At 36.4% G+C, this 24,938-nt stretch carries 26 protein-coding genes; all 26 read left to right on the top strand.

The annotated features are described in order from the left end of the window. Nucleotides 1-60: 60 nt before the first annotated feature. Nucleotides 61-2,283 carry a type IV secretory system conjugative DNA transfer family protein gene (locus tag AAJG31_RS03175; RefSeq protein ID WP_004230928.1) on the top strand — a complete coding sequence of 741 codons (2,223 nt, stop codon included), beginning with the start codon at nucleotides 61-63 and terminating at the stop codon, nucleotides 2,281-2,283. A 4-nt stretch (nucleotides 2,284-2,287) separates the two neighbouring features. Then, on the top strand, nucleotides 2,288-3,247 hold the full coding sequence (locus AAJG31_RS03170; protein ID WP_004230930.1) for a type IV secretory system conjugative DNA transfer family protein: 960 nt from the start codon (nucleotides 2,288-2,290) through the stop codon (nucleotides 3,245-3,247). Nucleotides 3,248-3,280: 33 nt separating this feature from the next. Further along, complete coding sequence (locus tag AAJG31_RS03165) at nucleotides 3,281-3,988, top strand: hypothetical protein (protein WP_004230931.1); 708 nt, start codon at nucleotides 3,281-3,283, stop codon at nucleotides 3,986-3,988. A gap of 35 nt (nucleotides 3,989-4,023) precedes the next feature. Continuing rightward, nucleotides 4,024-4,263: a PC4/YdbC family ssDNA-binding protein gene (locus AAJG31_RS03160; protein ID WP_004230933.1), complete on the top strand. Its 240-nt coding sequence runs from the start codon at nucleotides 4,024-4,026 to the stop codon at nucleotides 4,261-4,263. A gap of 3 nt (nucleotides 4,264-4,266) precedes the next feature. Then, nucleotides 4,267-5,394 carry an ATPase, T2SS/T4P/T4SS family gene (locus AAJG31_RS03155; protein WP_004230935.1) on the top strand — a complete coding sequence of 376 codons (1,128 nt, stop codon included), beginning with the start codon at nucleotides 4,267-4,269 and terminating at the stop codon, nucleotides 5,392-5,394. 6 nt (nucleotides 5,395-5,400) lie between these two features. Continuing rightward, the gene (locus AAJG31_RS03150) at nucleotides 5,401-6,141 is read left to right on the top strand and encodes a type II secretion system F family protein (protein WP_004230936.1); all 741 of its coding nucleotides are present in this window, start codon (nucleotides 5,401-5,403) and stop codon (nucleotides 6,139-6,141) included. A 60-nt stretch (nucleotides 6,142-6,201) separates the two neighbouring features. After that, a complete protein-coding gene (locus AAJG31_RS03145) occupies nucleotides 6,202-6,501 on the top strand; it encodes a hypothetical protein (RefSeq protein WP_004230937.1) in 300 nt (99 codons plus the stop codon). 99 nt (nucleotides 6,502-6,600) lie between these two features. After that, complete coding sequence (locus tag AAJG31_RS03140) at nucleotides 6,601-6,876, top strand: hypothetical protein (protein ID WP_004230939.1); 276 nt, start codon at nucleotides 6,601-6,603, stop codon at nucleotides 6,874-6,876. Continuing rightward, nucleotides 6,873-7,772, top strand: a complete 900-nt coding sequence (locus AAJG31_RS03135) for a zeta toxin family protein (RefSeq protein ID WP_004230941.1) — start codon at nucleotides 6,873-6,875, stop codon at nucleotides 7,770-7,772. Before AAJG31_RS03140 ends, AAJG31_RS03135 begins: the two co-directional genes overlap by 4 nt. Nucleotides 7,773-7,785: 13 nt before the next feature. Next, nucleotides 7,786-8,019, top strand: coding sequence for a hypothetical protein (locus AAJG31_RS03130; RefSeq protein WP_004230943.1), 234 nt, complete (start codon nucleotides 7,786-7,788; stop codon nucleotides 8,017-8,019). A 197-nt stretch (nucleotides 8,020-8,216) separates the two neighbouring features. Then, complete coding sequence (locus AAJG31_RS03125) at nucleotides 8,217-9,326, top strand: S-layer homology domain-containing protein (protein ID WP_216486345.1); 1,110 nt, start codon at nucleotides 8,217-8,219, stop codon at nucleotides 9,324-9,326. A gap of 67 nt (nucleotides 9,327-9,393) precedes the next feature. After that, complete coding sequence (locus AAJG31_RS03120) at nucleotides 9,394-11,445, top strand: hypothetical protein (protein ID WP_066036887.1); 2,052 nt, start codon at nucleotides 9,394-9,396, stop codon at nucleotides 11,443-11,445. Nucleotides 11,446-11,628: 183 nt separating this feature from the next. Next, entirely contained in the window at nucleotides 11,629-14,403 is a 2,775-nt protein-coding gene (locus AAJG31_RS03115) for a pLS20_p028 family conjugation system transmembrane protein (RefSeq protein WP_279494820.1), read from the top strand. Then, nucleotides 14,403-14,726: a DUF5592 family protein gene (locus tag AAJG31_RS03110; RefSeq protein WP_004233211.1), complete on the top strand. Its 324-nt coding sequence runs from the start codon at nucleotides 14,403-14,405 to the stop codon at nucleotides 14,724-14,726. Before AAJG31_RS03115 ends, AAJG31_RS03110 begins: the two co-directional genes overlap by 1 nt. Beyond that, nucleotides 14,719-15,081 carry a hypothetical protein gene (locus tag AAJG31_RS03105; RefSeq protein ID WP_279494822.1) on the top strand — a complete coding sequence of 121 codons (363 nt, stop codon included), beginning with the start codon at nucleotides 14,719-14,721 and terminating at the stop codon, nucleotides 15,079-15,081. Before AAJG31_RS03110 ends, AAJG31_RS03105 begins: the two co-directional genes overlap by 8 nt. A gap of 301 nt (nucleotides 15,082-15,382) precedes the next feature. Continuing rightward, nucleotides 15,383-17,341: a type IV secretion system protein VirB4 gene (locus tag AAJG31_RS03100; RefSeq protein ID WP_279494824.1), complete on the top strand. Its 1,959-nt coding sequence runs from the start codon at nucleotides 15,383-15,385 to the stop codon at nucleotides 17,339-17,341. A gap of 1 nt (nucleotide 17,342) precedes the next feature. Next, a complete protein-coding gene (locus AAJG31_RS03095; RefSeq protein WP_279494825.1) occupies nucleotides 17,343-17,948 on the top strand; it encodes a hypothetical protein in 606 nt (201 codons plus the stop codon). Then, nucleotides 17,945-18,985 carry an NlpC/P60 family protein gene (locus AAJG31_RS03090; protein WP_083225255.1) on the top strand — a complete coding sequence of 347 codons (1,041 nt, stop codon included), beginning with the start codon at nucleotides 17,945-17,947 and terminating at the stop codon, nucleotides 18,983-18,985. The genes AAJG31_RS03095 and AAJG31_RS03090 overlap by 4 nt, the downstream gene beginning before the upstream one ends. A gap of 16 nt (nucleotides 18,986-19,001) precedes the next feature. Continuing rightward, the gene (locus AAJG31_RS03085; RefSeq protein WP_066036881.1) at nucleotides 19,002-19,919 is read left to right on the top strand and encodes a hypothetical protein; all 918 of its coding nucleotides are present in this window, start codon (nucleotides 19,002-19,004) and stop codon (nucleotides 19,917-19,919) included. 274 nt (nucleotides 19,920-20,193) lie between these two features. Continuing rightward, nucleotides 20,194-20,487 carry a hypothetical protein gene (locus tag AAJG31_RS03080; protein ID WP_066036880.1) on the top strand — a complete coding sequence of 98 codons (294 nt, stop codon included), beginning with the start codon at nucleotides 20,194-20,196 and terminating at the stop codon, nucleotides 20,485-20,487. Continuing rightward, the gene (locus AAJG31_RS03075; protein ID WP_066036879.1) at nucleotides 20,487-20,834 is read left to right on the top strand and encodes a hypothetical protein; all 348 of its coding nucleotides are present in this window, start codon (nucleotides 20,487-20,489) and stop codon (nucleotides 20,832-20,834) included. Before AAJG31_RS03080 ends, AAJG31_RS03075 begins: the two co-directional genes overlap by 1 nt. Beyond that, nucleotides 20,815-21,276: a hypothetical protein gene (locus AAJG31_RS03070; RefSeq protein WP_066036878.1), complete on the top strand. Its 462-nt coding sequence runs from the start codon at nucleotides 20,815-20,817 to the stop codon at nucleotides 21,274-21,276. The genes AAJG31_RS03075 and AAJG31_RS03070 overlap by 20 nt, the downstream gene beginning before the upstream one ends. Before the next feature lie 19 nt (nucleotides 21,277-21,295). Continuing rightward, on the top strand, nucleotides 21,296-22,528 hold the full coding sequence (gene mobP2, locus AAJG31_RS03065) for a MobP2 family relaxase (protein ID WP_066036877.1): 1,233 nt from the start codon (nucleotides 21,296-21,298) through the stop codon (nucleotides 22,526-22,528). 13 nt (nucleotides 22,529-22,541) lie between these two features. Beyond that, nucleotides 22,542-22,973: a hypothetical protein gene (locus AAJG31_RS03060; protein ID WP_083225254.1), complete on the top strand. Its 432-nt coding sequence runs from the start codon at nucleotides 22,542-22,544 to the stop codon at nucleotides 22,971-22,973. Continuing rightward, entirely contained in the window at nucleotides 22,945-23,205 is a 261-nt protein-coding gene (locus tag AAJG31_RS03055) for a hypothetical protein (protein WP_066036876.1), read from the top strand. The genes AAJG31_RS03060 and AAJG31_RS03055 overlap by 29 nt, the downstream gene beginning before the upstream one ends. A 13-nt stretch (nucleotides 23,206-23,218) precedes the next feature. After that, entirely contained in the window at nucleotides 23,219-24,922 is a 1,704-nt protein-coding gene (locus AAJG31_RS03050; RefSeq protein WP_066036875.1) for an LPD25 domain-containing protein, read from the top strand. Nucleotides 24,923-24,938: the final 16 nt, after the last annotated feature.

The following is a 24,938-nucleotide window of genomic DNA, read 5'->3' as shown; positions in this document are numbered from 1 at the left end:
TGTAACTACTACATCCAGAGCGTGTTTTTTGTTGGAATTTGAAAGAAAGGAGTAAGGTCTATGAATGAAACAAAATATTTACAACGTTTAGCACAACCTAAAGGACTTCTTGTTTTCTCTATAGTTTTTTGGTCACTCATGTTTTTTGTTTCGAATTTTGTGCTTGCATTCCTTCAATCTATACTGGCATCATTTCATCAATTCCAGGCAGATCCCAAGAGTGTATCTTTTTCGATTGATTGGCGAAGCTTTTTAGATTTTCAGTCAACTTGGATTCCGTTTTATATAGGGTTTGCAATTCTAAGCACGATAGGATTTGTGAAATTTATCTATAAAATTCGCTTGAATTTTGTGGATTTGAATAAAGGGCAGCACGGCACTAGTGAATTTGAACAGGTGCGTGAATTAAAAAAGCAATACAAAATTATACCTGCTGCAGAAAAAGAATATGACGGTGATGGTGGCGTCATTATTTCAGCTTTACAGGAAAAAGGGCGTCCGTACCGTCTATTAATCGATGAAGGACCCATTCATACGATGGTTATTGGGATTACGAGATCGGGTAAAGGGGAAACTTTTGTATTTCCTCAGATAGATGTACTGAGTCGAGCCAAAAATAAGCCCTCCTTAGTTGTCAACGATCCAAAAGGGGAACTTGCAGCTGCTAGTTATGACACGCTAATTGCTCGTGGTTACGAAGTGCATGTATTTAATTTAATACAACAATACATGGGAATGGGATTTAATCCATTACAAGTAGTTATCGATGCGTGGAAATCAGGAAATACGAGTTTAGCGCAACAGTATGCGAATAGCGTAGGGTTTATGCTATACAATGATCCATCAGCAAAAGATAAGTTTTGGTCCAACTCAGCTCAATCTTTGGTGACAGCAATCATTTTAGCCTTGACTGAAGATGCGCTCCTGACTGGTAAAGAAGATACGATTAACTTATATTCTGTGGCTAATTTCCTTTCTACACTTGGAAGTGATAATAACGAGGAGACAGGTGAAAACGCATTAGATTTATTCTTCCGAGCCAGAGATGAGGTCAATCCAGCTCGCATGATGTATGCAACAAGTAACTTTGCTGCTGGTAATACACGCGCAGGAATTTTCTCATCAGCGATGGATAAATTGCAAATTTTCACATTAGAACCCAATGCAAAACTTACAAGTTACAACAGTTTAGATTTAACAGAAGTCGGATTTGGCGACAAGCCAATCGCGATTTTTATGGTAACGCCTGACTATGATAAATCGAACCACGTTTTGGCCAGTATTTTTGTGAGTCAATTATATCGAGTAAATGCTGAGAAGGCTACTATGAGTCCTAGTGGCAAAATGAAACGCCATGTACATGCTTTACTTGATGAATTTGGGAATATGCCAGTAGTGGATGGTATGGACGGTATGGTTACTGTAGGGGCTGGCCGAGGGTTTAGGTTCCATTTAATTATACAAGCTTATTCTCAAATGAAATCCCTATATGGTGATGACGCAGATACAATCATTGGTAACTGCTCTAACCAAATATATATTTTAACGAAAGATAAAGCGACAGCAGAACAGTTCTCCGCGCTCATTGGTACAAAAACAATTACAGATGTGAGTCGTAGTGGGAAATTACTGTCTACAGATAAGTCGCATAGTGAATCCGTGAAAGAACGTGCATTACTGATGCCAGATGAATTAATGCAGTTAAAAGAAGGGGAATCTGTAGTCGTTCGTGCTAATAAGCGTCAAGATAATGAGCGTAGAAAAATTGTGCCTAAGCCTATTTTTAATACGGGCGTTACAGCTGCTAAGTTCCGTTGGGAGTATCTAGCAGAGGACTTTGATAATAGTAAGTCCATATTATCTCTACCCATTATGTCCACTAAGTATCACAATTTAAAGATGTCTGAAATGGTCTTCACTTCAAAAAGTGAAAGAGACCTTTTTGTTTGTATGTCTTCAGCGATGAGTACAGCAGAGTTTTCTAATTTGACAAGTACCTTGTATCAACTATTACAATCAACGGATGATTATTTAGATGAAATCCCTACCTGGTCATTTTTACAGCTCTTTAGTTATCTTACTTACGGATCAACGATTGAATCAATACCTATTGAACGTAGAATTTTCAAGGATTTAAAAAAATACTTACCAGATAAAGTTTTGAGGGAATGGACAAGTATTTTACGAAATCAACGCGAAAAAACGATGCAAAATAAAATGTCTTCAGCTCAAGATGAAAAGATAACAAATATTCAAAAATTGATTATGGAAGGAAGCGAATGAAAGCATGTTTGAACAGGTACAAGAATTAAAAAGACAATATCAAATTATTCCAGCTACCTCCAAAGAATTTGAGGGCGATGGTGGTGTGATTATTTCTGCCTTGCAAGAAAAATTTCGCTCTTACCGTCTACTGATTGATACTAGACCAGTTCATACGATGGTTATTGGGCCTGCACGCGCAGGCAAAGGAGAATCCTTTGTTTTCCCAATGATTGATGTACAAAGTCGTGCTAAAAATAAACCATCCTTAGTCATCAATGATGCTAAAGGAGATCTTGCGGCTGCCAGTTATGAAACTTTAGTTGCTCGGGGTTATGATGTTTACGTTTTTAATGTGAGTCAACATTGTACAGAAATTGATTTAGATTTAACTGATGTAAGATTTGGCGACAAGCCAATTGCTATTTTTGTGGTTTCAACTGATTGGTCAAGTCGCATGTTAGCGAGTAAGTTTATAAGTCATCTATATCGTGTCAATGTAGAGAAAGCGAAAATGAGTCCTAGTGGTAAAACGAACCGCCTAGTACATTTTTTACTAGATGATTTAGGTAATATGCCACCAATTGAAAATATGGGTGAGATGGTGGCTTGTGGTGCTAAAATGGGGTTCAGATTTCACTTGATTTTTCAATTAATGTATCAAATAAAAAATTTGTATGGAGAAGAAGCAGATACGATAATTGGTAACTGTTCCAACCAAATTTTTATGGGAATTAATGATATAACTACTGCAGAAAAACTATCAGCTTTCATTGGGATGAAAAAAATTATAGGTGTGAGTCGAAGTGAGAAACTTTTGTCTATAGATGAATTAATGCATTTAAAAGCAGGGGAGTCAATAATTGTTCGTACCAACAAGGGGCTTAAACCGATTTTTAATAGAGGCATTACTGCAGCTAAATTTCGTTTTGAGTATTTAGCAAAGGACTTTAATAAAAACAAGTCAATCTTATCCTCACCATAAAATTAGAAAATTACTTGGAAGGAGTTATTAAAGATGTTTAACGAGTTGCTTAAAGAACGGTTGCTTGACGCTCATTTAGAATTTTTCGGAAAAGATAAAAAGAAATTTCTAATCCATCGTATTTTATACGCTGTGGTTGTAACCATGCTGTATACAATGATCATTATGGTGATTAAAAAACCAATATTGTTAATTGGTTTGCCAGCTGGCTTTTATCTAGGATGGAAATTTGCTTATATCAAATTGCTGGCAACCAAAAAAAATATTGATGTAAAAAATTCCTTTTTGTTTCCGCAATTTTTGCAGAGCTTCATAGCATTACTACCGAGTTCAGGAAATGTCTATCAAACATTGAAAGTAGCGTTGAAATATACGCCTGATCCATTGGATAAAGAATTGATCAAACTTATTCAGAAAATCGAGAATGGAAATGATCGAAATGCCTATTTAGAATTTGCGGATTATATAGGTTCTAGTGAGGCTTACATGGTTATGAATATGATTTACCAATTTAGTGAACAAGGTGTAGAAAAGGAATCTATACAGGAATTAGAGCGATATATCCAAAACCTTCAGGAAAATAAGGTTGATGAATTGATACAACATAAGATGAATGCAAGCGATAAATTTGGTTTATTTCCAATTCTAATATCGCTTTTTTTAGTGGGTGGATTTGCTGGTGTCATTTTCTTGCACTACATGACGAATGTGACAGATGCATTAAATACCATGCCTAAATAGACTTTAAACAATATGACAAAGGAGGATGGTGGTGAATGTCTAAGGAAACGTTTGAAATTATTGAAAATGTTGCCCTTTTGCGAACTGCTGATACGGGATGGACAAGGGAATTGTCAAAAGTAAGTTGGTATCATAAACCAACTACTATTGATATACGGTGGTGGTCTCCTCAAAAAGAAAAAGCAGGAAAAGGCGTATCACTTACGATGGAAGAAGCCCAACTATTGTTGGAAGGATTGCAAAAATGTTTGTCTATTGAACAAATGGAGGTATAAAAAATGAACGTAATGAGCGATCAGGAACGTCTAGAAGAAAGAATTAATGAAATATTGGAACAAAGTTTTTTAGGGCCTTATTTGAAACAATTAACTATCACAGATATTAGATTTAATGGAACACAATTGAGGATACAAGATAATGAAAAAGGGCGATATTTAGCGCCAGACCAGCCAAGTAAAGAAGACGTGCAAAGACTCGTGAAACAAATATCAGATATTCAAAAAGGTAATTTTTCGCACACTGAGCCACAATTGGATACAGAAATCGGTATTTTACGGATCAGCGGCACACATCAACGTATTAGCATTGACGGTGTTAATCTTGCCATTCGTGTTTCTCGTCCTCATTTAGCGATTAGTTCAATAGCTGCTTTAGTGACAGGAGATCATGAACCCGTAGAGCAATTGTTTAAAGTATTAACGCTTGCCGAAAGTAATCTTATCATTTGTGGACGAACAGGTTCAGGAAAGACAGAATTTCAAAAACTGTTAGTTGGATATACAGCTGAAGATGCAAACATTGTATTAATTGAAGATACACGGGATAGTCATATAAAAACATTATACCCTGAAAAGGATATTACAAGTTGGAAAACAATACCTGGTGTGTTTGAAATGAGCGATGGTGTGAAAGCAGCACTTCGAAATAACCCTGATTGGACCATTATCGCTGAGATCCGAGGTGCAGTAGCTGCAGATGTATTAGATAGTGCTAAAACCGATCATGCCATTATCTCTACTTTACACGCTAAAGGGGCCATGAATATCCCATCTCGCTTGATTCCGATGATTCGACAATCACCAGCTTATGCGATTATTGATGATCAATTAATTGGAAATGAAATCGTAGAATTTTTACGTTGGGGTTGCTATTTACAAGGGACAAGGACCAAAGAAGGAAAAACTGTTCGAAGAATCAAAGAATTGGCCGAGTATACGGAGTTTACTTCTAAAGGAACAGTAGGAAATTATGTGTATAGAGAAGTGAAAGTAAGGGATCAAAAGACAGGTGAATATCGTATCGAACAACGTTATCATCCTTTATCAGAAAAAACATTGGCGGAACTAGAAGATAAAGAATTAATTCATTTAGTTCCAGACGTATTTTTGCCAAAAGGGAGGCAGTAAATTGTCATGAAACAATTATTAAAAGAAGCTCGTGTTTTGTTCTATGGCTGGGAAATCGCGTTTTATTTACTAATATGGTTCTTGGCCAACTATCAGTTTTTCTATCTCATTTCAAAAGAGCGCACCATTAGTATTATTGTTGGCTGCATAGGTGCTCTCTTTTTCTTTTTTGTCTTTACGGTACAAAATCGCCAATTAAAAAAATATCAAATGCATTTAAGTGAGCTATTAAAGTATGTCACGAACATGATCTTCTTTCTACAAACAGGTGAAAATGTGCTTCATGCATTTAAGGAAACGAAAGCAACTGTCCATCCAGACATACAAAAAGCAATTGAAATCAGTATTCAACAGTTAGAAAAAGAGGCTCAATTAAATACAAAACAGTTTGAAAAGTATGATTTTCCTACCTTAGATCAGTTTCATCAAAATTTAAAGATTCAATATGAGCATGGCGGTAATCCAGGTGACTTATTTAGCCAAATACATAAAAACATGATATTTGAGCTAAAGAAACGTGATGAATTATACCGTAAACGTAGAGGTTTCGCGATGGCCGTGTACATGTTGCTAGGCATGGTAATGGGGATCTCATTAATGCTGCGTTTTATCGTTGGGGAACTATGGGACACGTTTTTAAACGTTGGTTATGCTGGTCTAGGCGTGTTACTAATAACACAAGTATTTGCTTTTTTAAACCTATACTTTTTACAGAAAAGAAGTATGGATATATCGATTCGCTACTAAATATATAAAACAAAGGGATTCGCCAATTTTGGGGAATCCTTTTAAAAAGGGGATTATACAATGGTATTGCCGTTTGATACACATGAAATTTATATTTCAATTGACCGTTTTGATGAAGAAGGAGGTTACGCTGATTATTATAAGTTGAAAAGTGATTTTACTAAAATAAGTGTTGAAAAAATACCTATGACAACAAGGGATAAACCTTTAATAGTATTAAACGAGTCGCAATTCCTTTCAGCAAAGTCATTTTTAATGAATAAGCAAAACCCATTTCAAATGAGTAAAGATGAAGCGATTATTTATTATAAAATTGGGTTTATTACTAAAGATGAGCTAGACAACTTCATTCATACCTAGTCATTTACTTTAATTATAAAATTAGTTTTGTTGTAATTAGCAACAAATTGGGTTATACTAATACTATCAAATGAAGTATATACAAAGGGGTGTAAAACGATGGAGAAATCTTTAAATTACGAACAAACTTTCAAAATCGAAGTATTAAACGAATTTTCTAACGGTGTCTATGCTCGATTACTAAATTTTATCTTGAAAAATGGTGTTGATAAAAACGATAGTAATAACTTTTATGTTAGTCTGTTACAACAGTTCTCAGAAATGCTTAATGTAGACTTATTTAAAATGTCAAATGTTGAATTAGATAATGTTAAGTCTTATTGGGAGAATATGAACGATTACATTAAAGGAATCACAAAGGAAAAATCAGCATGAATAAGTTTGATCTCGCTTATTTTTCAGAAGATGAGTTCCAGGAGCGTTTGCAATTTACCATAGATAGATTAAGTAAAAAAAAGAAGCCTTTTCAAAAGCCAGTTGCTTATCTTTTAGGGGGACAAGCAGGTGCAGGGAAAACTACATTACATGCTATTATAAAGGATAAATTGAACAACGATGTTATAACCATCGATAATGATACATTTAAACAAATGCATCCTAATTTTGATTTACTGGTTGAAAAATACGGTAAAGATTATGTGGCACATGTTACGCCCTTTTCTAACAAAATGACTGAAGCCTTGATTGAACATTTTAGTAGCCAGGGTTTCAATTTAACTATTGAAGGCACTTTACGAACAATTGAAACGCCTATGCAGACTGCTACATCTTTAAAAGAAAAAGGCTATGAAGTCAACCTTTATGCAATGGCAGTATCAAAAGATTTGTCTTATCTAGGTACAATAGAGAGATATGAATCAATGTATTTAATCGATCCACAAACAGCAAGATCAACTGATAAGGTTATCCATGACACAATAGTTTCAAATTTGCCTGATAACCTCGATATGCTTTTTAATAGTGGTTACTTCGCTGAAATTAGTCTTTTCACAAGAGAAGGAACAAAAGTATATTCTAGTGTTGATACGCCTTCTATTAGTCCAAAACAAATTATTTATGAAGCTTTAAATCAAGAAATACCCAAAGATGTATTGATTAATAAAATTGATCATATTATCCAATTGACTAAACACAACAATCATCAAGTGCCAGATCTGTTACATTGGAGGAAGGAACTGATACGACAACCTATTTCTCCTTTCCAAGACGATGAGAAGAAACAAGACAAAGTATTTAATAAAGTAAATAAAAATAAGGTTTTTGAACGTTAAGGAAGAGATGTCATTGGAAAAAGTATATTTAAGCCAAACTGATATTGGAAAATTGACCGAAAAAGTAGGCTGGGGAGATCGTCGGAAAATTGCTGTTTTAATAGGCAGAAATCAATTTCCTCCACACGATGTACGAATAGGGAGTACGAAAGGTTGGAAAAAAGAAACGATTGACCAGTGGTTCGAAGACGTAGTGGAGAAAGATTTAAAGAAAAAGCCAAAAATACCTCTGAAGCCACAAGTCTAAGGTAGCCTAAAACTATGAGAAAAGTACACATAAAAAAAGAGGATTCGCCAAAAATGGTGAGTCTTTTTTCATGGAAATAAATTGATTATTTTAACAGATATGGTATAATGTAGTTATAGAAACTTCCTATTAAATAGTTATTGGTTTGAAATATAGATTGAGCAAAAAAATACCATTTGTTGAAGGAGGAAAATGAAATGAGAAACAAATTATTTATGGCGACATTAGCAGCTGCTATTGCTGTTCCAGTGATGGTGGCACCTATTCCGACTCATTATGCTGAGGCTGCAGGAACAAAAGGAACTGTAGTATTGGCCAATAATCCTTTCAAAGATGTAAAAGTAAATTCTCCATACTATAAAATTATTCATGAAATGCGAGATGCTGGGATCATTCAAGGCTATGAAGACGGTACTTTCCGTCCAGATACAACAATCAGCCGTCAACACGCTGCTGCATTAGTTAGCCGTGCGCTGAAAATCAATGATTTAACACTTGAAAAAACAAAGGATTTTAAGCAGCCAAAGGATCTACGTACAGATAGTCCTTTTTACAATGACATCAAGGACTTAGTAGAGGCAGGGCTTTTAGAATTAGACAGCCAGGGCAATGTAAACCCGAATAAGCCTTTGACACGTGGGGAAATGGCGAAAATTATTGCTGTAGCTTTCAATCTTGAAGTGAAGGCAGATTATGTGTTTGGGGATGTAAAAGGTTCAAAATATGAGGAATACGTGAAAGCATTATATTCAAATGGCGTAACGACAGGTTATGAGGACTATACGTTTAAATTGAATGGTTCTTTAACGCGTGTTCACTATGTCCTTTTCATGCACCGTGCTATGAATATAGATGCTGATTTCGTAGCAGAGCCAATTCCAACACCAACACCGAAACCAACGCCAGAACCAAAACCTGATCCTAAACCAACAACTAAGAGTCCAGTTAAGTATAGCGATTGGAGCTATCAGGATATTAAAACAAAAATCCCTCGTCCAGCTGGCTATGTAGCAGGTGAACATGAGAAGAAGAATGCTGAAATTTTAAAAGAGCTTATCATAGAAAATGGACATAGAGGTAAGGGGAGTTTTAATATAGAGTCCAAATCTTGGAATTCTTCTTCATTTACATTTGAAGAAAAATTACGTTTCAATGCCGAATATGCTGGTGTAACTTACGAGGAATACGTCTCCATTATTAATCAAGTGATTAAAACAGGAGAGGTTTATGATGGTGGAACCTTTGCAATGTACTTTAATTATCAAAACGGAATGATTTATGAATCTGGAACAGATCAAGCTCGGTAATAAAATATCAAATTTCAAAGACCTTTATTTTAAAGGTCTTTTTTGTATGGAGAAAGGGTGAATATACGTGTTAAAACGGGTTATTTCTATTTTTTGCTTAATTATTTTATTATTTTCTATCTTTAACTTTGAAGGTAATAAGCCCCTAGAAGTGGCTGCTGCTACCACAGCCCCCATTAAGGACACTATAACTCTTACAGTGAAGTTTCCTGATACTGTTGGAGAAGGGTTTGGAATAGAACCCACTGATCCTGAAGAAATTCATCAGATGGTGGATAGTAAAGGAAAAACGCACCCACACCGTACAGGATGGGGAGCTATTAAATATGAGTGCGTAAGAACAGATACAGATTACATTGCTGGTTATGACTACTATGGGAACCCTATATGGGATGTTCATACAGTGTCAGGTTGGAGACAAAAGGAAGACTACAGCACAGAAGATAGCCATGTTCCACATCAGCCTGCTGAAGTTAAAAAAGAGATCGTTGAAAAGTATGGAGAAGAGATGTACGAACTAGCAGAAGCTGCAGGCGCTGTATTCTATTATGACGACACAACACCCATTCCTGCTCGTTTCCTTACAGGAGATATAGGGGACTATAACCGACGAGTAAACGGTACAACAGGTCGCTATTCGATTTATTATAAAGACACTACCTATACTGATAGTCATTGCCAGAATGGAGAAAAGGCTTATTTTTATAGAAATAATGATTTCTTTGTCACAACAACTTTTGATGTTGAGTGGAAAGAGCCAGAAGATAAGCAAGGAACAGGTTTAGGGAGAGCATATTGGGAATTAGAAAGAACGGATAAAAATGACCTCAGTGAAGTAGCTGTCTATAGTAGCTTTAAGGGAGAATATGATAAACATGTTGCAGTTCGAAACATTAAACATACAGTAAATCTTGATACGAAACATGTTGAACAAGAAGGAGCGATTGAATTTACGATAAACGCAAAACAAGTCCAAAACAAGGACATGCAGTATGGCTTTGAATATGAGTATACCAACAAAGAAATTGGGTGGGTTTGCACAGGGAAAGGCGAAGATCAAGAATGTCATTGGGATGATCGTCCCGATTGGCGAGCTGTCCAAAAATTTGAGTTGAACGGTTCTATACCAGTTGATCATCAACAAAAGAAAACTGAAAAATCGGATAAACTAGATAACATTTTAGTAAAAAAATGGGTCGTTGGTAGAGAAGATAAGTATGGTCCATCGAAAGAATCAAAAGCGTATTATGAACAATATCATCGTGCTGAAGGGAATGAATGGCAGGATGAGATAAATTTAAAAACACAAACTACTTTGCCTATGACACCAGGAAAATTATTGTATAGCGTAGAGCTACCTTCAGGTAAACATAAAGACGGTGACTTTTATCCACTTATGAAAACACAAAGTTCGGGTACTTATAAAGCAGCTGAATTAGACGAAAGCCTACAAGCTGAGTTTGAGGATGGCGTACAGCTTCAACAAAAAGTAATGAAAGATATGGGGATGAAAGGTGATCAACGGCAGTTCGAAGGGGAATTTGTTTCTGATTTGTTTTTCACGGCTTCAGGAACTGGCTTTATGTCAGGTTATAAATATGCTGAAAAAGTGAAGCAAGCTATTAAGAGCGATCAAGGACTACCGAGTTTCGCGCAAGTAGTACAAGAGGGTGCAGCTAAAGGGGAAGCAGACTTTGTTCAATACACAAACGTGCCATTTGAGGACGAATGGGTCTTTACAAGTTCAGAAGAGGATCTTCCTCACTTACAACGTTATTCTTTACCTATTACACCGTATTCTCAATTAATGCCGAATGAAACGTACAAAAATCAATTAGAATTAGTGGATATGGGATTAAGCGATCTGAGCTTTACATTTGATCAATCCTTTAGCTTTGAACATTTCTTATTTGGTTCGGGGTATGATGATGCCTGGATTATTGAGCAGCCAGAATCGAGGGTACCTGTGACAGAATTTGAGACGGTGGAGTTAACGCATGAACAAGTGAAAAAACTTGCTAAAGCTGAACGACAACACTCTAATAACAAAATTCATAACTTCCGATTTGTGGATCGGACTTTTCCTGATAAAGTAAGAGAAATCCGAGGCGCGCGATAAAATGACTATGATTTATCTGATAATCACTCCTATCCTAGTCTTTGTTATTTCATATTTTTGTGCAAGATATGTCGTATGGCCAATTTTTAAGATGATTAGTCAAAAAGAGGATTCACCAAAAATGGTGAGTCCTTTTTCTATTAAAAAGTTTGAATGTAGAAAATAAGAAGGGAGGATTCGTTCATGGAAGATAATGAAATTATCGAGAAACATAAGATACTGGAATCCATTTTGCATGTGAGTGATGGCTTTCTTTGGCAAGATGTGTTTAGGGCGCTTGGAAGTGGCATTATCTACACATTAAGCTGGTTGAATCAATTATTAGAAGACATAGTGACCAAAATTATTACACTCAATGATTTTTATGCTACGGGCGCAATGGGAGAGTTTATGGATAAAGCAAGACCATTAATATGGATTGTATTCTTTATAGCTCTTGTGGTTCTGGGCTTTCAATTTATGTTAAATAAAGTGGAAAAACGGAATGAAATTCTACTGAATATTGTGATGGCCGTATGTTTTATCGTCATCATTCCAGATTTAATGTCTAATATGCAGAAGATTATTGGTGTCGGAATTGAACAAATGAATCCTGAAAATGAGACGCTTGCTAGTAATATGATCAAAAGTAATGTGGCTGACGTTTTGTATTATGCCGAACATGATTTTCAATTTGCCAGTAGTACACGTGGGGATGAAAGTTCACCTCCAAGACCTGCAAGTAAAGAAAATAGTTCCATAGGAACTACAGATTATACCTATGCAAATCGTTTTTCGGATTCATCAGCGTTGCACATCCCCTTTTTACAAAAGCTTGACTTGCACGAAGATGATGGCTGGCTTTTTAAAGAAGATTGGGTAAAGCAATTAAGTGATGAGTCAAAAGAGGTTTTAAAAACGAAATCAGTTCCGACAGGTGTTGGCGACAGTTATCAAGTCGAAGAATTACAAGATAATGCCGTCCCTATGACGAAAATAGGTCGAGAAACTTATTATCGTTATCATGTCAATTGGCTGTCTTTAATTGTGTCCTTACTGGTAACGTCTATTGCGTTAGGTATCACAGTTTTAAAAATTGGCCGTGCAATTTTTGATCTAGCGTTCCATCAAATTTTTGGTATGTTCATTGCAGCTAGTGACCTTACAGGTGGACAACGGACAAAAAAAGTATTGGTGGAAATGGTCAATACTTTTGTCGTGATCTTTATAATGACGGGCCTCCTCCAACTATTCGTTTTGTTTGTTAATTGGGCAAACGGATTAAAGACGGATATTGGGATGTTTGGTGTCGTCATACTCATGATTGCTGGTGCTTGGGCATTGATTGATGCTCCTGATATTGTTCAACGTATGCTTGGTATTGACGCAGGTTTACGCAATGGATGGCAAGCGATGATGGGAGCTTATGCAGGAGGTAAAGCATTGACAGCTGGCGCACAGGCTCTTAAAAACGTAGCTCAAAAAGGTGCTGCTACTGTAGCAGGTGGCGCAAATATGGCGAAGAGAACTGTCGAAGGAATGCGTACAGAAACACCGTCAGAGGTAGGAAAACGTACTTCTGTGCCAGCGATACCTGGTAGTGGCGATGTAAAAACCATGCCAAAATCAGATGAACAGCATTCAAATTCTACTATGGGGGGTACTTCAGATTCTATCCCGTCATCGGTTGAAAGTGATGGATTGAATGCACATGATCAGATAGCTGCAACTTCACAAGATTATGAGCCAATTCCATCTAGTGATAACAGTAACCAAGTGGGTATGCCAGGCAGTATGGGAAGTGTTCAACCTGATCAAATACCAAGTCAAGGTGGAAAGGAAAAAGGAAGTCCACCAATCCAACCAAAGACAGTAACAACACCAGCTAAACCACCAACAAATACAAGCACAAGTGATGTTTCACAACGGGGTGCTATGCAACGTCAAGAAAGTCAACCTATATCAGGAAGTCCTAGTGTTGATTCTTCAATACAAAGTGTAACTGGTCATGATGGCGACATGCACCAGGGCCCAATTCAGCGACAAGAACATGAGCCAATTCCATCTAGTGAAGCAATCCCGTCTGAAGGGATCTCAACACAACCAAGTACACCAGGCGTGGCAAGACAAGTAGATACAGCAGCAACTATTCCAACAGGAGGTCCAAACGTTCGTCAAACAAGTGAGGCAATCCCGTCTGAAGGGATTTCACCACAGCCAAGTACACCAGGCGTGACAAGACAAGTAGATACAGCAGCAACTATTCCAACAGGTGGTTCAAACGTTCGTCAAACAAGTGAAGCAATCCCGTCTGAAGGGATCTCAACACAGTCAAGTACACCAGGCATGACAAGTTCAGCAAATACAGGAAATGTTCCAATGAGGTCGAACGTCCGACAAGCAAGTGAAATAATCCCACCTGGAAGGGTTACACAACAGGCAAGCACACCAGGAGTAATAACACCATCAAGTACAGGAAATGTTTCGACAGGTTCAAACGAACGTCAAACAAATGAAACAATCCCATCTGTAGGAGTTGCACCACAACAAAATACACCAGGAGTGACAGCTCCAACGGTTATAGGAAATGGGCATCAAACTGTTACTAGTGGAGTAATTCAACAAGGTTCATCAGGAAATGTCCAACATGTTGCACCGCAAAATTCGACACAGGCACAAGTAGTTAGTCAATCAACAGGAGGATCAAACGTTGTACAGCAAGGACCAGTTGTTTCGACTGTAGGAGGACAAGGTGGTACTGTTCAGCCTAATCAAAAGTCAACTACCATTGATCCTAAAACATATGGACATAAACAGGTGGTGCATACAAATACCATTCTTGGTGGTAATCCATCTGTACAACAACTGAAAGAAAGCGTGACACGTGCTGGTAATAGTGGTTTTACACTTGGTCAAAATATTCGTCGTATGACCAATAATATAGGAAAAGGAAAAAGACAAGGGAGTGACCAAGAATAATGTATGACATTCCAAAAGAAATTAAGGCAAAGCCTAAAATTGTTGGTTTAGAAGTAAAGGAGTTAATCATTTTGTTGGTTAGCTTCTTTCTTTTTTTCACCGTATTAAAAGATTTAGTACATGGTATTTTGTTTATTCCTTATATATTGATGGCAAGTGGTACCTTGTTTTGGATGGTATTGCCTTCTAGGAATAACCCTCGACTCAAAAATTACATGTCATTGTATTTATATTTCAAGCGTAATAAATACACTTATCATGCATTAGATGTCAAAAAAATTATGAATGATTATTTATATGGAGAGGGGGATCATCGTGAATAAAGAGGAAATTAAGCCAATTATTGTCCCTTCTTATACCGAGGAAAAAGTGTCTAAAAAAAGCTTCCTTAAAAAGTATCCTTTTTTTCTAAAGAATAAAAAGGCAAAAAAGAAGGTTGAAAGAAAATCTCATGTTTTACGGAAAACGCCTATGATTATGCCATTTATCGATATAACTGACGAGTACATTGTGATGAAAAAAGGGTACTTTATGGACATCTTTCAAATTATGCCTAGTGATTTACACTCACTAACGGATAACGATATAACAGTAAAACTTTTAGAAAATGCACGCTTTTATCGTAGTTTTTCATCTCAGCACAAAGTTGTAGGGTTAAACTTTCCAGCCAATACATAAAAGCAAAGGCTGTATTGGGAAAGAAAAAAAGAGAAAACGACAGATCCATTACGTTTACGTTTTATCAACAGAAAGTTATTTGAGTTAGAGTTTTTAGAACGCGAACGGACAAACCGTGAATTTTTCTTGTTTATCTATGCGAAGTCAACTCAGACTTTAGAGGATGAAAAAAAACAAGTAGTGCGAGGGATGCGACAATCATTCCCTTTGCAAGCTTTAACAAAAGAAAAGAAGCAAGACATTTTATTTATGATGTCTAATCAAAATTCTAAATTATAAGTAGAGGAGGGGATGTTTAACAATGAAGCTATTAGACTCTCTTATGAAGATGAAGCAGCCAGATAAAATGAAGCAAGAGGAGAAACAAGAGAAAGTGTATAATCCCACTTTTTTAGCTGCTATACAACCGCAAGGCGGTATTCAATTTAAAGATAAATACATTCAAAAAGGAGACGGTTATGAGGCCTGTATTCACATATGGGACTATCCAACGAATGTATCAAAACTATGGTTAGAAAAAATATTCTCCATGCGTGATGTCATTGTAACGATGGATAATGCAACAATGCCTAAAGATGAAACCGTTAGTGCGATTAATAAAAGTATGTTAGAGCAGACCGTACGTTATTCAAGTGGAAAACATCAATCTGAAAAAATGGATGCTCAAAATAGTTATCAAGAGTTAGAAAGGCTTTATCAGGAAATTTCACAAATGGGTGAGGTCGTAAAGCTTGTCGACATTCGTTTATTTGTACATGCAAAAACGATTCATGAGCTGGAACAAAAAGTACAAGCAGTTGAAACGGATTTAATTAGTTATGGATATAAGGGAACGATATTTCTTAATGAAAGTAGTTGGGAATGGCAGTCCCTTTTTGTTCCTTATCAAGAGCAACAAACATTTCCAAATAAAAGAGAAAGTAAAGGCATACCAGCGCTTTCATTAGCTGCAGGTTTGCCTTTTCATTTTTCAGAGCTTAACGATCCCACAGGCAGTTATTTAGGCACGACATTTAGTGGTGGTAATGTTATTTTTGATCTGTTTCATCGAGACAAACAGCGTACATTTTTTAATGCCGTTGTTGCTGGAACGATGGGGAAAGGAAAATCGACACTGTTGAAAAAGCTGACAACGGATAATGCTTGTCGTAGTAATGTGATACGGGGTTTTGATGTAACAGGCGAATTTGCCACGTTAGTAGAAGAATCTTTGAATGGCCAATTAATTAGTTTAGATGGCAGTCAAGGTATCATAAATCCTTTGCAAATTTATCGTATTTCAGACGGCACAGATCAAAAAAGTGAAGAACTTAGCTTTATGCAGCACCTTTCTAAAGTTACAACCTTCTATCAATTTTTAACGAATAATCCTTCAACGGAAGACTTAGAAGAATTTAAAAAAATATTACGTTTGTTTTATGTATCTTTAGGTTTTCAAGAACGGATTCAAAGTACGGGTGTAACCCAGTTAGCGAATGAAGAATATCCGACATTCAGTGAATTTTTACAGTATGTGCGGAATGAATTATATGAGGATTTACCACAACGTATTATTCGTAAAGAGTTGTCTATGACTAGAGCCAATCGTCTAGAAAAAATTGAATTAGTAATTGATAATTTAGTACACAGTTATGGTCATTTATTCGATGGACACACATCCATTCCAGCTTTTACAGATGAACAAGTGATTTTCTTTTCTGTCCGTAATCTAACAAGGTTAGAGAAAAATATATTTAATGCACAAATGTATAGTGCATTAACGTTGATATGGGATAATCTTATTCAAATTGGTACACCTCAAATGCGAGCAATTTATGAAGATAGTAATTTCAATGAAGAGGATGTTATTCGGTTTTTCCTGGTTATCGATGAATCTCATCGTTTTATCAATGCCAATAATCTGTTAGCTGTGGACTATTTAATTGATTATGAACGAGAAGCCCGTAAGTATTTTGGTGGAATTGTATTAGCTAGTCAATCCATTCGAGATTATGTACCTGACCATGCAGATTCGGAAGTTGTGACAAAGATTCGTACTTTATTTGAATTAACACAGTACAAATTTATCATGGGACAAGACGCCAATACATTAGATGCTATGCGAACGATTTTTGAGGGTCAAATCAGCGAAAGTGAATTGGCGCAAATACCGCAGTTCCAACAAGGAGATTGTCTACTATCTATTAATGGAGTAGGGAATTTAATGTTCAGCGTAGAAGCATCAGAAGAAGAGTTGGCAATGTTTAGAGGGGGAATGTAACGTGGAACGTTCTACAATGTCAAAATTAATCTTGGTACTATTCATTGGTTTGGTCATGTTAGGGTTCATGATAAAAATGTTCTTCTATGATGGTAAAAATAAAGATGATACAGGTTTTGAGGGAGAAAATGAATACAGCTACACAGAACCAATAGAGGAAGAAAGAACAGACTCAGAGACGGAAACCGATAAAGATCAACAAGTACCTGTAGGGAATACGGAAATCGATTATGACGCTGAGTATGGGGCTAAATTCGGTGAAGATAAGGTACAGGCAGCAGAAAAATTAGCGGAAAAAGTTATGCAAGCTTGGCTAGAAAATAATACAGATATGGAGATGTGGAAGGAAATTTCTACAGCTCCTTTTTTAATTGTTGTACAAAATGAAGTAATGGCTCCGAAGGATCAACTAACAAGGAAAGTCCAGTCACTTGATGTTTCTCCTACAAAGGCTTCAGGAGATCAAGAAATACAATTCATGGTCTATGCCACATGGGATGTGCTTTCTGTAGGTAAAAAAGTTAGAGAACAATCCAACATGTATAAAATATCTTTGACACTTTCTGAGTCGGGAGAATGGTTTGTAAAAGAGTTGAGTCGTGTATGAAGCAACTCATTAATTTTATTGGACAGCAGATTGGTAAAAAGATTTTGGTATGGATTGCAGGGTCGTTAGGGTTTTCATTCTTTGCGTTTGTAGCTGTCATTTTGTTGGCCATCATCATGATAATAGGTGCAGTAGGAGGCTCAACAAACAATCATTCTATTGGAGGAAATGGTTTATCAGCTTGTTCTGTGACAGGAGAAATCGATGAAGTAAGCTGGAATGCAGCCTTTTCAAATGCAGGGGCTTTCACTGGAAAAGGAGATTTATTTATAGAACTTGCTAGATTAAATGGCATTGATCCTGTATTGGCTGCAGCCATTGCTTTTCACGAAACAGGTCGAGGTACATCCAATGCGGTTGTAAATAAAAACAATCCAGGAGGCATCATGGACCCAGCTACAGGTTGGTCTAAGTTGATGCATTTTTCCACATTAGAGGAAGGGTTGTCATACACAATGGCGAATTTAAAGCGTCGCATTATTGATGACGGACTCTCAACAATTGAGTCATTAGGGAGTGTTTATGCACCCATCGGGGCAGCAAATGATCCGAACGGATTAAATGCACATTGGGTACCAACGGTCACGAAATTTGCTAGTGAGTTGGGTGGATTAACGATGAATTGTTCGCCTATGGGTTCTCAAATTGTTGGAAATGAAGCTTTTAAAACGATTTTAAACGAGATGTTAAAGTACGAAGGATGGTCCTATGTTTGGGGTGGTTACAATCCAAATATGGGCTTTGATTGTTCAGGATTAATGCAATGGTCTTACGCAAAAGCAGGCATCCAACTTCCACGTACAGCCTATACACAATACAAATTTGCTCAACCAATAACACGGGATCAATTGCAACCAGGCGACTTAATTTTCTTTAAAAGTGCTAATTACGCACCAGTTACACATGTCGGTATGTATGTAGGAAACGGAAAAATGTTTAACTCGCAAAACGATGGTGTGCGTTATGATGACGCGTTAACAGGTTATTGGGGATCTGTCATTGTGGGTTATGGAAGAGTGGCCGATTTCTCTGAATAAAGGAGGGCGTTAAATTGTGAAATTAAAAATAAATAAAGGCTTAGAAAATAAATTTTATGTAAGTCTGATGTCGTTTCTCATCATTAGTTTTTTGATTATCTTCACATCCAAGTTGTGGATGTATGATGATAATCCAATTAAACAAACACCTTTTAACAAAGACATAGTTGGTTTAGAACAAACGACATTAATCTTAAAAAAATGGCACTATAATCCCGAAAAAGGGTTCATGGAAGTATTGCTGGAAACACGACACACAGGTTCAGATAACGTAAAACCTACATTTGCATTTGCGGCCAAAGCGTCCAAATCATTGGAGTCTTACCCTGTGAAAATTATCTATCAAAAAGATAATCAGTACGTTCTTCATATTTCAAAAGTGCCTGAAGAGTATTCTGTTATTGGTTTATTTGTTAAGGAAATTCGTGATCAAAAAATACTTGAAAGTGAGGCAAGGGACAAACTGTTGGCTGAAAAAGGCGCTGTCGATCCATCAGCTGTTTTAGATTTACCACAGCCGAAAGAAAAGATTATTGTTGGCGATTATCGAAAAATAAGTGAGGATAAAACCTTGAAAGAAAAGACACAGTTCGCCTATCAAGAAGAATTTATTGCGCTTGAAATTGACCAAATTGATAAGAAGATTCGTACATTGGAAGGAGAACAGATTCCCTTACAAGATGACATTATTGCATCAATACAAAACGAAATGAAGCATCTAGAAAGTGAGCTTGCCTATAAGACGGAAGACGAAAAACAAGAAGTACGTCTACAACTTGTAAAGAAAAAAACAGCGATTGAAAACGTCAATGAGAAGAAAAAAGACTATCAAAATCGACTAATAGAATTACAAAATAAGCGAAAGAAGTTGCAAGAAAAAATTGACATGATTGGCTCCGATGAAATGAAAAAGAATGTAGTTGAAGTCGAATAATACTAGTAGTAAATGGATTGATTTTAGCAAAAAAGCTAGGAAGAAAACAGGAAGAACGTAAGAAATTTCAGGAAGAAAACAGGAAGAATTGCTCTTTTTTATGGGGACACCGAAATACTAGGCTCTGCCTAGTCTATCACCCCAGGTGATAGCAGATTTCCCTTATGCTCTTTCACTCAATAGCCTGCGCTCGCAGGCTATTTTCAGTTTCGCCTCTTTTAGAGACGAAACGCTCAACGCCCTAGCGACTTTGAAGTAAAGGAGAGATTGCACAATGGCCGAAATAAAGGCACGGGTTGATCCAGCATTAAAGAAAAAAATAACAAGCATGGCCAAAAAAAAGAAGATGACACAAAATGATTTTATTAATCTTCATTTGAAACGAATAACGACTCCAAATTTATTTCAAGAAGAAAAAAATCGCTTCGAAGAAATGCTGGGGATGCATATAGAAGTGTTTGCAACATTTGCAAAATCGAATGAAGAGTTGCTGAAGAAACTGATTTCAATTGAGGGCATTTTAAACCAAGAAGTTCAAAAGGTTTTTGAGCAAGAGGTGAACGAATAATGAGTGACATATTAATTCGAGATGTCGATGAATTAGCAATAGATAAAATTGATAAAGCTGCTAAAAAAGCAAAGGTGTCACGCCAGGTTTATTTAAAATCCTTGCTTGAACGAATTGCATATTTTGATGTGTTCATTGAAGAACGAGATCGCTTTGAAAAGGTTGTAATGTCTTCACAGAAACAAATGGAACAATACTTACTACAGCAAAGTGAACTATATGAAAGTGTATTGCGAATTGAATCCATGCTGTACTTATTATTAGATAGTGATGCAGAAGAAATAAATCAACAACTGACAGAATTAGTAGGAAAGGAAGTGAAGTTAAGTGACAGTAACGAAAAATAAAAAAAATTTCTGGTTAACGGATTCTACAATACTAAAGCTCGAACAGTTAGCAACTGAAAAAAATTTAACTCTTGGTGGTGTTATAGAGTACCTAATTGAGACTCTTTATGCTCATGAAACTTCTCAAAATCAAGCCCTTTTAGCAGAAGTAGAAGCAATGATGCACAAACATTTACACAGTATATTGGAGCCAATTACAGAAGACTTAAAACGAGTACGTATAACAGGGAATGTTATTGATCGTAATACTCAGATGATGCTTGAATTTTGGAATCACTATTTCATTATGACAGATGCAAAACAGTTAGGTTCTACTGATCGATTAAAAACAGTGCCTTTTACTCAAGCTGAGGAATTAATAAAAAATCGTATTGCACATAATCGTCAAAAGAAAATCGATCAGGAAACCAAAAGAGCTTTGCCAGATAATCAAGGTTCTTAATGGATAGAGGGAGATAAAGATGAATAATTCTCCTGGCGTTGTTTTAAAAAGTCGCTTTGTTATGCCATCCAGCGAGGAGTATCAGGATTTTATTAGTTATATTGATCGTGATGCTGCGAAAGTGAAGGAGAAAATTATTACTGATGAAAATGATTCCTTTTCTGTTTTTTATCAGTATATGGACTATATGGGAGATGAAAACAAGCAAGGTGCATTGTTTTCATCTACTGAAGATATTATCAATATGGATCAAAAAAATTCATTAAAAGATTTGTTCAAGCAGGCTCAAGAAAATGGTTCTCCACTATGGCAAGATGTGATTAGTTTTGATAACACTTGGCTACAAAAGTATGGATTAATGGATGAGGGTGGACAGGTTAATGAAGTGAAAATGAAAAATATTGTGCGCGCTGCAGTAAACGAAATGTTAAAAGGAGAGAATATGATCGATAGTGCGGTATGGTCTGCAGCTATTCACTACAACACAGACAACCTTCATGTTCATATAGCGACAGTTGAGCCGATACCTACACGGGTTAAAAAGTGGACAAAGAATTTTGAAACAGGTAAATGGGAAGAACAACTACGTGCCAAACGAAAACAAGGTTCCCTTGATAAAATGAAGTCGAAAGTGGCCAACCTTATTATGGATCGCACAAAAGAACGTAATCTTATAACCGATTTGATACGAGGTAGTGTGAATTTAAAAAAGGAAAAGGGAGTCGATTTATCTACACATCGTCAAACGAAAAGGCTTTTTCGAGAGGCACTTCAACGATTACCGCAAGATCGTTCTCAATGGAGGTATGGTTATCAGTCAATTGATGGGGCAAGGCCGTATATTGATCAGATCGTTGATATATATTTAAAACGTTACTATAAAAATGAAATGATAGATCTTCATCGGCTACTGGATGAAGAAGTTGAAGTCATGAAAGAAAAGTATGGAGAAGGTAGCAAGTATCAAAACTATAAACAAACAAAATTAGATGATTTAAAAAAACGTATGGGTAATGCGGTTTTAACTGAAATGCGTGCCTATCAAAAGGAAGCCGATCATCGTTGGTTTGAACTATCTAAATCCCAAAGGAAGTATCAAGCTCCTATGTATCGTCAAAATTTACATGTTTCTAAAGGGTTAAACCAGGCACTAAATAATTTGAATTATCGGTTACGAAAAACGTACCACGACTTTAAAAAAGAACGAAACATGGAAGAATTTGACCGCATGTTAGATGGATACGAGCGTTAGAGGAGGTTGTTAAATGTCCTACCAAGTCAAATGTGAATCATGTAATAAAGTGCTTGATGTAATTAGAGAACCTTATCATGGGGCAATGTGTATGTCGTGTATTGATAATAATCTAGATATTGTTGTGATGTCTGCTCCAAAAGAAATTGGTTTCTTTGACGAAAATAGTAGATGGATTTCCCCCATGAACTATTTAATTCAGAACCTTGATGGAAAAAATTATCTTATACATCGAGAGCTGGCTTTGGATGAACTATGTGAGTACGATGATGACCAAACTTTTTATTATCGATCACAAAAATATCTAAAAGAACTTACAAACATGCCCTCGAAAGAGGCTGCAGAAGAAATCATTAAAAGCTGGTGGAATGCATTTAATGAATTAAAAAATTTTGAAAATAAGAGGGATGGCAAAAATGAACAACATTCAATATGCGTTTATTAAAGAGTTAGAAGAACAGCATGTTACGCTTCGAGTAAATAGTGTAGATCTAAAAATAGATCTAACAGAGGATAATCGACAGTTTATCTTTGGGGCAATTCAACAAGGTACATTTATTGTGCCATTCAATCAAGAAAGCCATGAAATAATTATGGATACCTCATTACTTGAATATTTTCCTGAAACAGAACGTCATGAATTAGCAGATGCCCATTTGATACCTGAAGAACTTTAAAGGAGTAGAGATTATGGTGATGACACGTAAAAAATATACAGCAAAAACAGCAGAGGAAAAGCAAAAAGAGATCGAAGAATTATCAGAGAAAATGACCAATCAACTAAGCTCCTATTTTATAACTGAGGATGCTTTAAAAGAGCATTTAGCTTTTATGTCAATATTTTATAACTATTCCTTGCGTAACATGGCTTTGATTCAAAATCAGTTCATGGGTGCAAAAGCAGTAGGTTCATTTAAGTTTTGGCAGGACAAGGGTGTATCTGTTAAAAAAGGTGAGAAGGGGATTCAAATATTTGTCCCTACACCTGTCACATATTTTAAACGGGATGATGAATGGATACAGATGCAATTCGCTAATTCAAGAGAGAAAGCACAAATTAAAAATGGCGTGCTAGAAACTGAAAAAAAGTTGTTTTTTAAAATTGGCCATGTATTTGAATATACCCAAACAGATGCAAGAGAGAAAGGGATGCCTGTCTCTGAAATCTTTGGCCAGTATCACCAGGATGGAGTGATAGAAAATGAAGGTGAAATGTTAGCAGCCTTGCATAAAGTATCTAAAAATATTGGGTTTGAAATATTACCAGTACCTCCACGTGAATTAGGAGTAGCGAAAGGAGTTGCTTATCCATATGAAAAAATAATTGCCTTAAACCCACGAAATACAGCTTACGAAAATGTTACTACGTTACTTCATGAGTTAGCACATGCTAGGCTGCACACTCCTGATGTTCGAGATAGCTTTACTACAGCAGAACGTGAATTTCAAGCAGAAATGGTGTCCTATGTCGTGGCCAGTCGATATGGAATTGATACTGAAAATTTTAGTCTTTCTTATTTGGCCAGCTGGACACAACAAGGTAAAGAATTAAAAGATAAAGAGATGTTATTAAATGGTGTGAGAACAGCAGCGAGTGAATTTATAGAAACCATCGATAATCATTTTTTAGAAATACGACGTGCAAAAGAGAACGAATTAATGAAGCCTGTGCAGCTGCTATTAATCGAGTACGGGGCTTTATCGAATGCCAGCTTGCGTGCAATTGAAGCTGAGGACTTAAAAGAAATTATTCATGACATAATCACTAATAAGGTTGAGCAATTACAACATCCAGCATTTAAACAGGAATTGGATCAACTTAGAAGTGTCAGTGATGATTTACTTACCTTTGAGCAAGTAAATGCAGATTTTATCCAGGTGTTTAATAATACGTTTAAAGATAATTTTGCCCTCATTAATCAGCAAGAAGTGACTAATCCGAAGATCCTAATCCAATGGTCTGAAAGTGAACTAATGTCTAATGAATTAATGGGGTTTGCTGAAGGAAATGAACGCATGGCGCTGCTTGAAAAGGAAGTGTTTTCTGATAAAGAAAAAGCATATAGTTATCTCAAAACTCGATACCATGTATTAATTCCAAACGGAGATACAGTCGATCTAGTTAATCCAGATCGATTGGATATTGGTGATGGAGAGTACAAGAGTCCATATGATCAACTCATTGCAGAAAATAAGCTAACTGATCCGCAACATCAGGAAATTTTAAAGGAACTCGCTTTGTATGCTGATGAAAAGCAGCGTGGTGGCCAATTAACTGAGTCAGTCCAGGTAGAGAAAGAGTTGCAACAAAAAATACCTGGTGCTCATGATGAAGTATTGAAAAATGAAGTGGGTACCAAACACAAGCGAAGATGTATTGCATATGAACGTTAAGGAAGCGCAGTCAATT

It is taken from the genome of Lysinibacillus sp. BS3, from assembly GCF_039614735.1.
In the GTDB taxonomy this organism is placed as follows: Bacteria; Bacillota; Bacilli; order Bacillales_A; family Planococcaceae; genus Lysinibacillus; species Lysinibacillus capsici.
This window is presented reverse-complemented; position numbering and strand designations above follow the sequence as displayed.

Coding starts and splice junctions, on each gene's coding strand:
- AAJG31_RS03140 (WP_004230939.1), top strand. CDS start 6,601: ATGGAGAAATCTTTAAATTACGAACAAACTTTCAAAATCGAAGTATTA.
- AAJG31_RS03090 (WP_083225255.1), top strand. CDS start 17,945: ATGAAGCAACTCATTAATTTTATTGGACAGCAGATTGGTAAAAAGATT.
- AAJG31_RS03160 (WP_004230933.1), top strand. CDS start 4,024: ATGTCTAAGGAAACGTTTGAAATTATTGAAAATGTTGCCCTTTTGCGA.
- AAJG31_RS03125 (WP_216486345.1), top strand. CDS start 8,217: ATGAGAAACAAATTATTTATGGCGACATTAGCAGCTGCTATTGCTGTT.
- AAJG31_RS03170 (WP_004230930.1), top strand. CDS start 2,288: ATGTTTGAACAGGTACAAGAATTAAAAAGACAATATCAAATTATTCCA.
- AAJG31_RS03145 (WP_004230937.1), top strand. CDS start 6,202: ATGGTATTGCCGTTTGATACACATGAAATTTATATTTCAATTGACCGT.
- AAJG31_RS03175 (WP_004230928.1), top strand. CDS start 61: ATGAATGAAACAAAATATTTACAACGTTTAGCACAACCTAAAGGACTT.
- AAJG31_RS03075 (WP_066036879.1), top strand. CDS start 20,487: ATGAGTGACATATTAATTCGAGATGTCGATGAATTAGCAATAGATAAA.
- AAJG31_RS03150 (WP_004230936.1), top strand. CDS start 5,401: ATGAAACAATTATTAAAAGAAGCTCGTGTTTTGTTCTATGGCTGGGAA.
- AAJG31_RS03060 (WP_083225254.1), top strand. CDS start 22,542: ATGTCCTACCAAGTCAAATGTGAATCATGTAATAAAGTGCTTGATGTA.
- AAJG31_RS03155 (WP_004230935.1), top strand. CDS start 4,267: ATGAACGTAATGAGCGATCAGGAACGTCTAGAAGAAAGAATTAATGAA.
- AAJG31_RS03050 (WP_066036875.1), top strand. CDS start 23,219: ATGGTGATGACACGTAAAAAATATACAGCAAAAACAGCAGAGGAAAAG.
- mobP2 (WP_066036877.1), top strand. CDS start 21,296: ATGAATAATTCTCCTGGCGTTGTTTTAAAAAGTCGCTTTGTTATGCCA.
- AAJG31_RS03080 (WP_066036880.1), top strand. CDS start 20,194: ATGGCCGAAATAAAGGCACGGGTTGATCCAGCATTAAAGAAAAAAATA.
- AAJG31_RS03135 (WP_004230941.1), top strand. CDS start 6,873: ATGAATAAGTTTGATCTCGCTTATTTTTCAGAAGATGAGTTCCAGGAG.
- AAJG31_RS03110 (WP_004233211.1), top strand. CDS start 14,403: ATGTATGACATTCCAAAAGAAATTAAGGCAAAGCCTAAAATTGTTGGT.
- AAJG31_RS03115 (WP_279494820.1), top strand. CDS start 11,629: ATGGAAGATAATGAAATTATCGAGAAACATAAGATACTGGAATCCATT.
- AAJG31_RS03165 (WP_004230931.1), top strand. CDS start 3,281: ATGTTTAACGAGTTGCTTAAAGAACGGTTGCTTGACGCTCATTTAGAA.
- AAJG31_RS03055 (WP_066036876.1), top strand. CDS start 22,945: ATGAACAACATTCAATATGCGTTTATTAAAGAGTTAGAAGAACAGCAT.
- AAJG31_RS03100 (WP_279494824.1), top strand. CDS start 15,383: ATGAAGCTATTAGACTCTCTTATGAAGATGAAGCAGCCAGATAAAATG.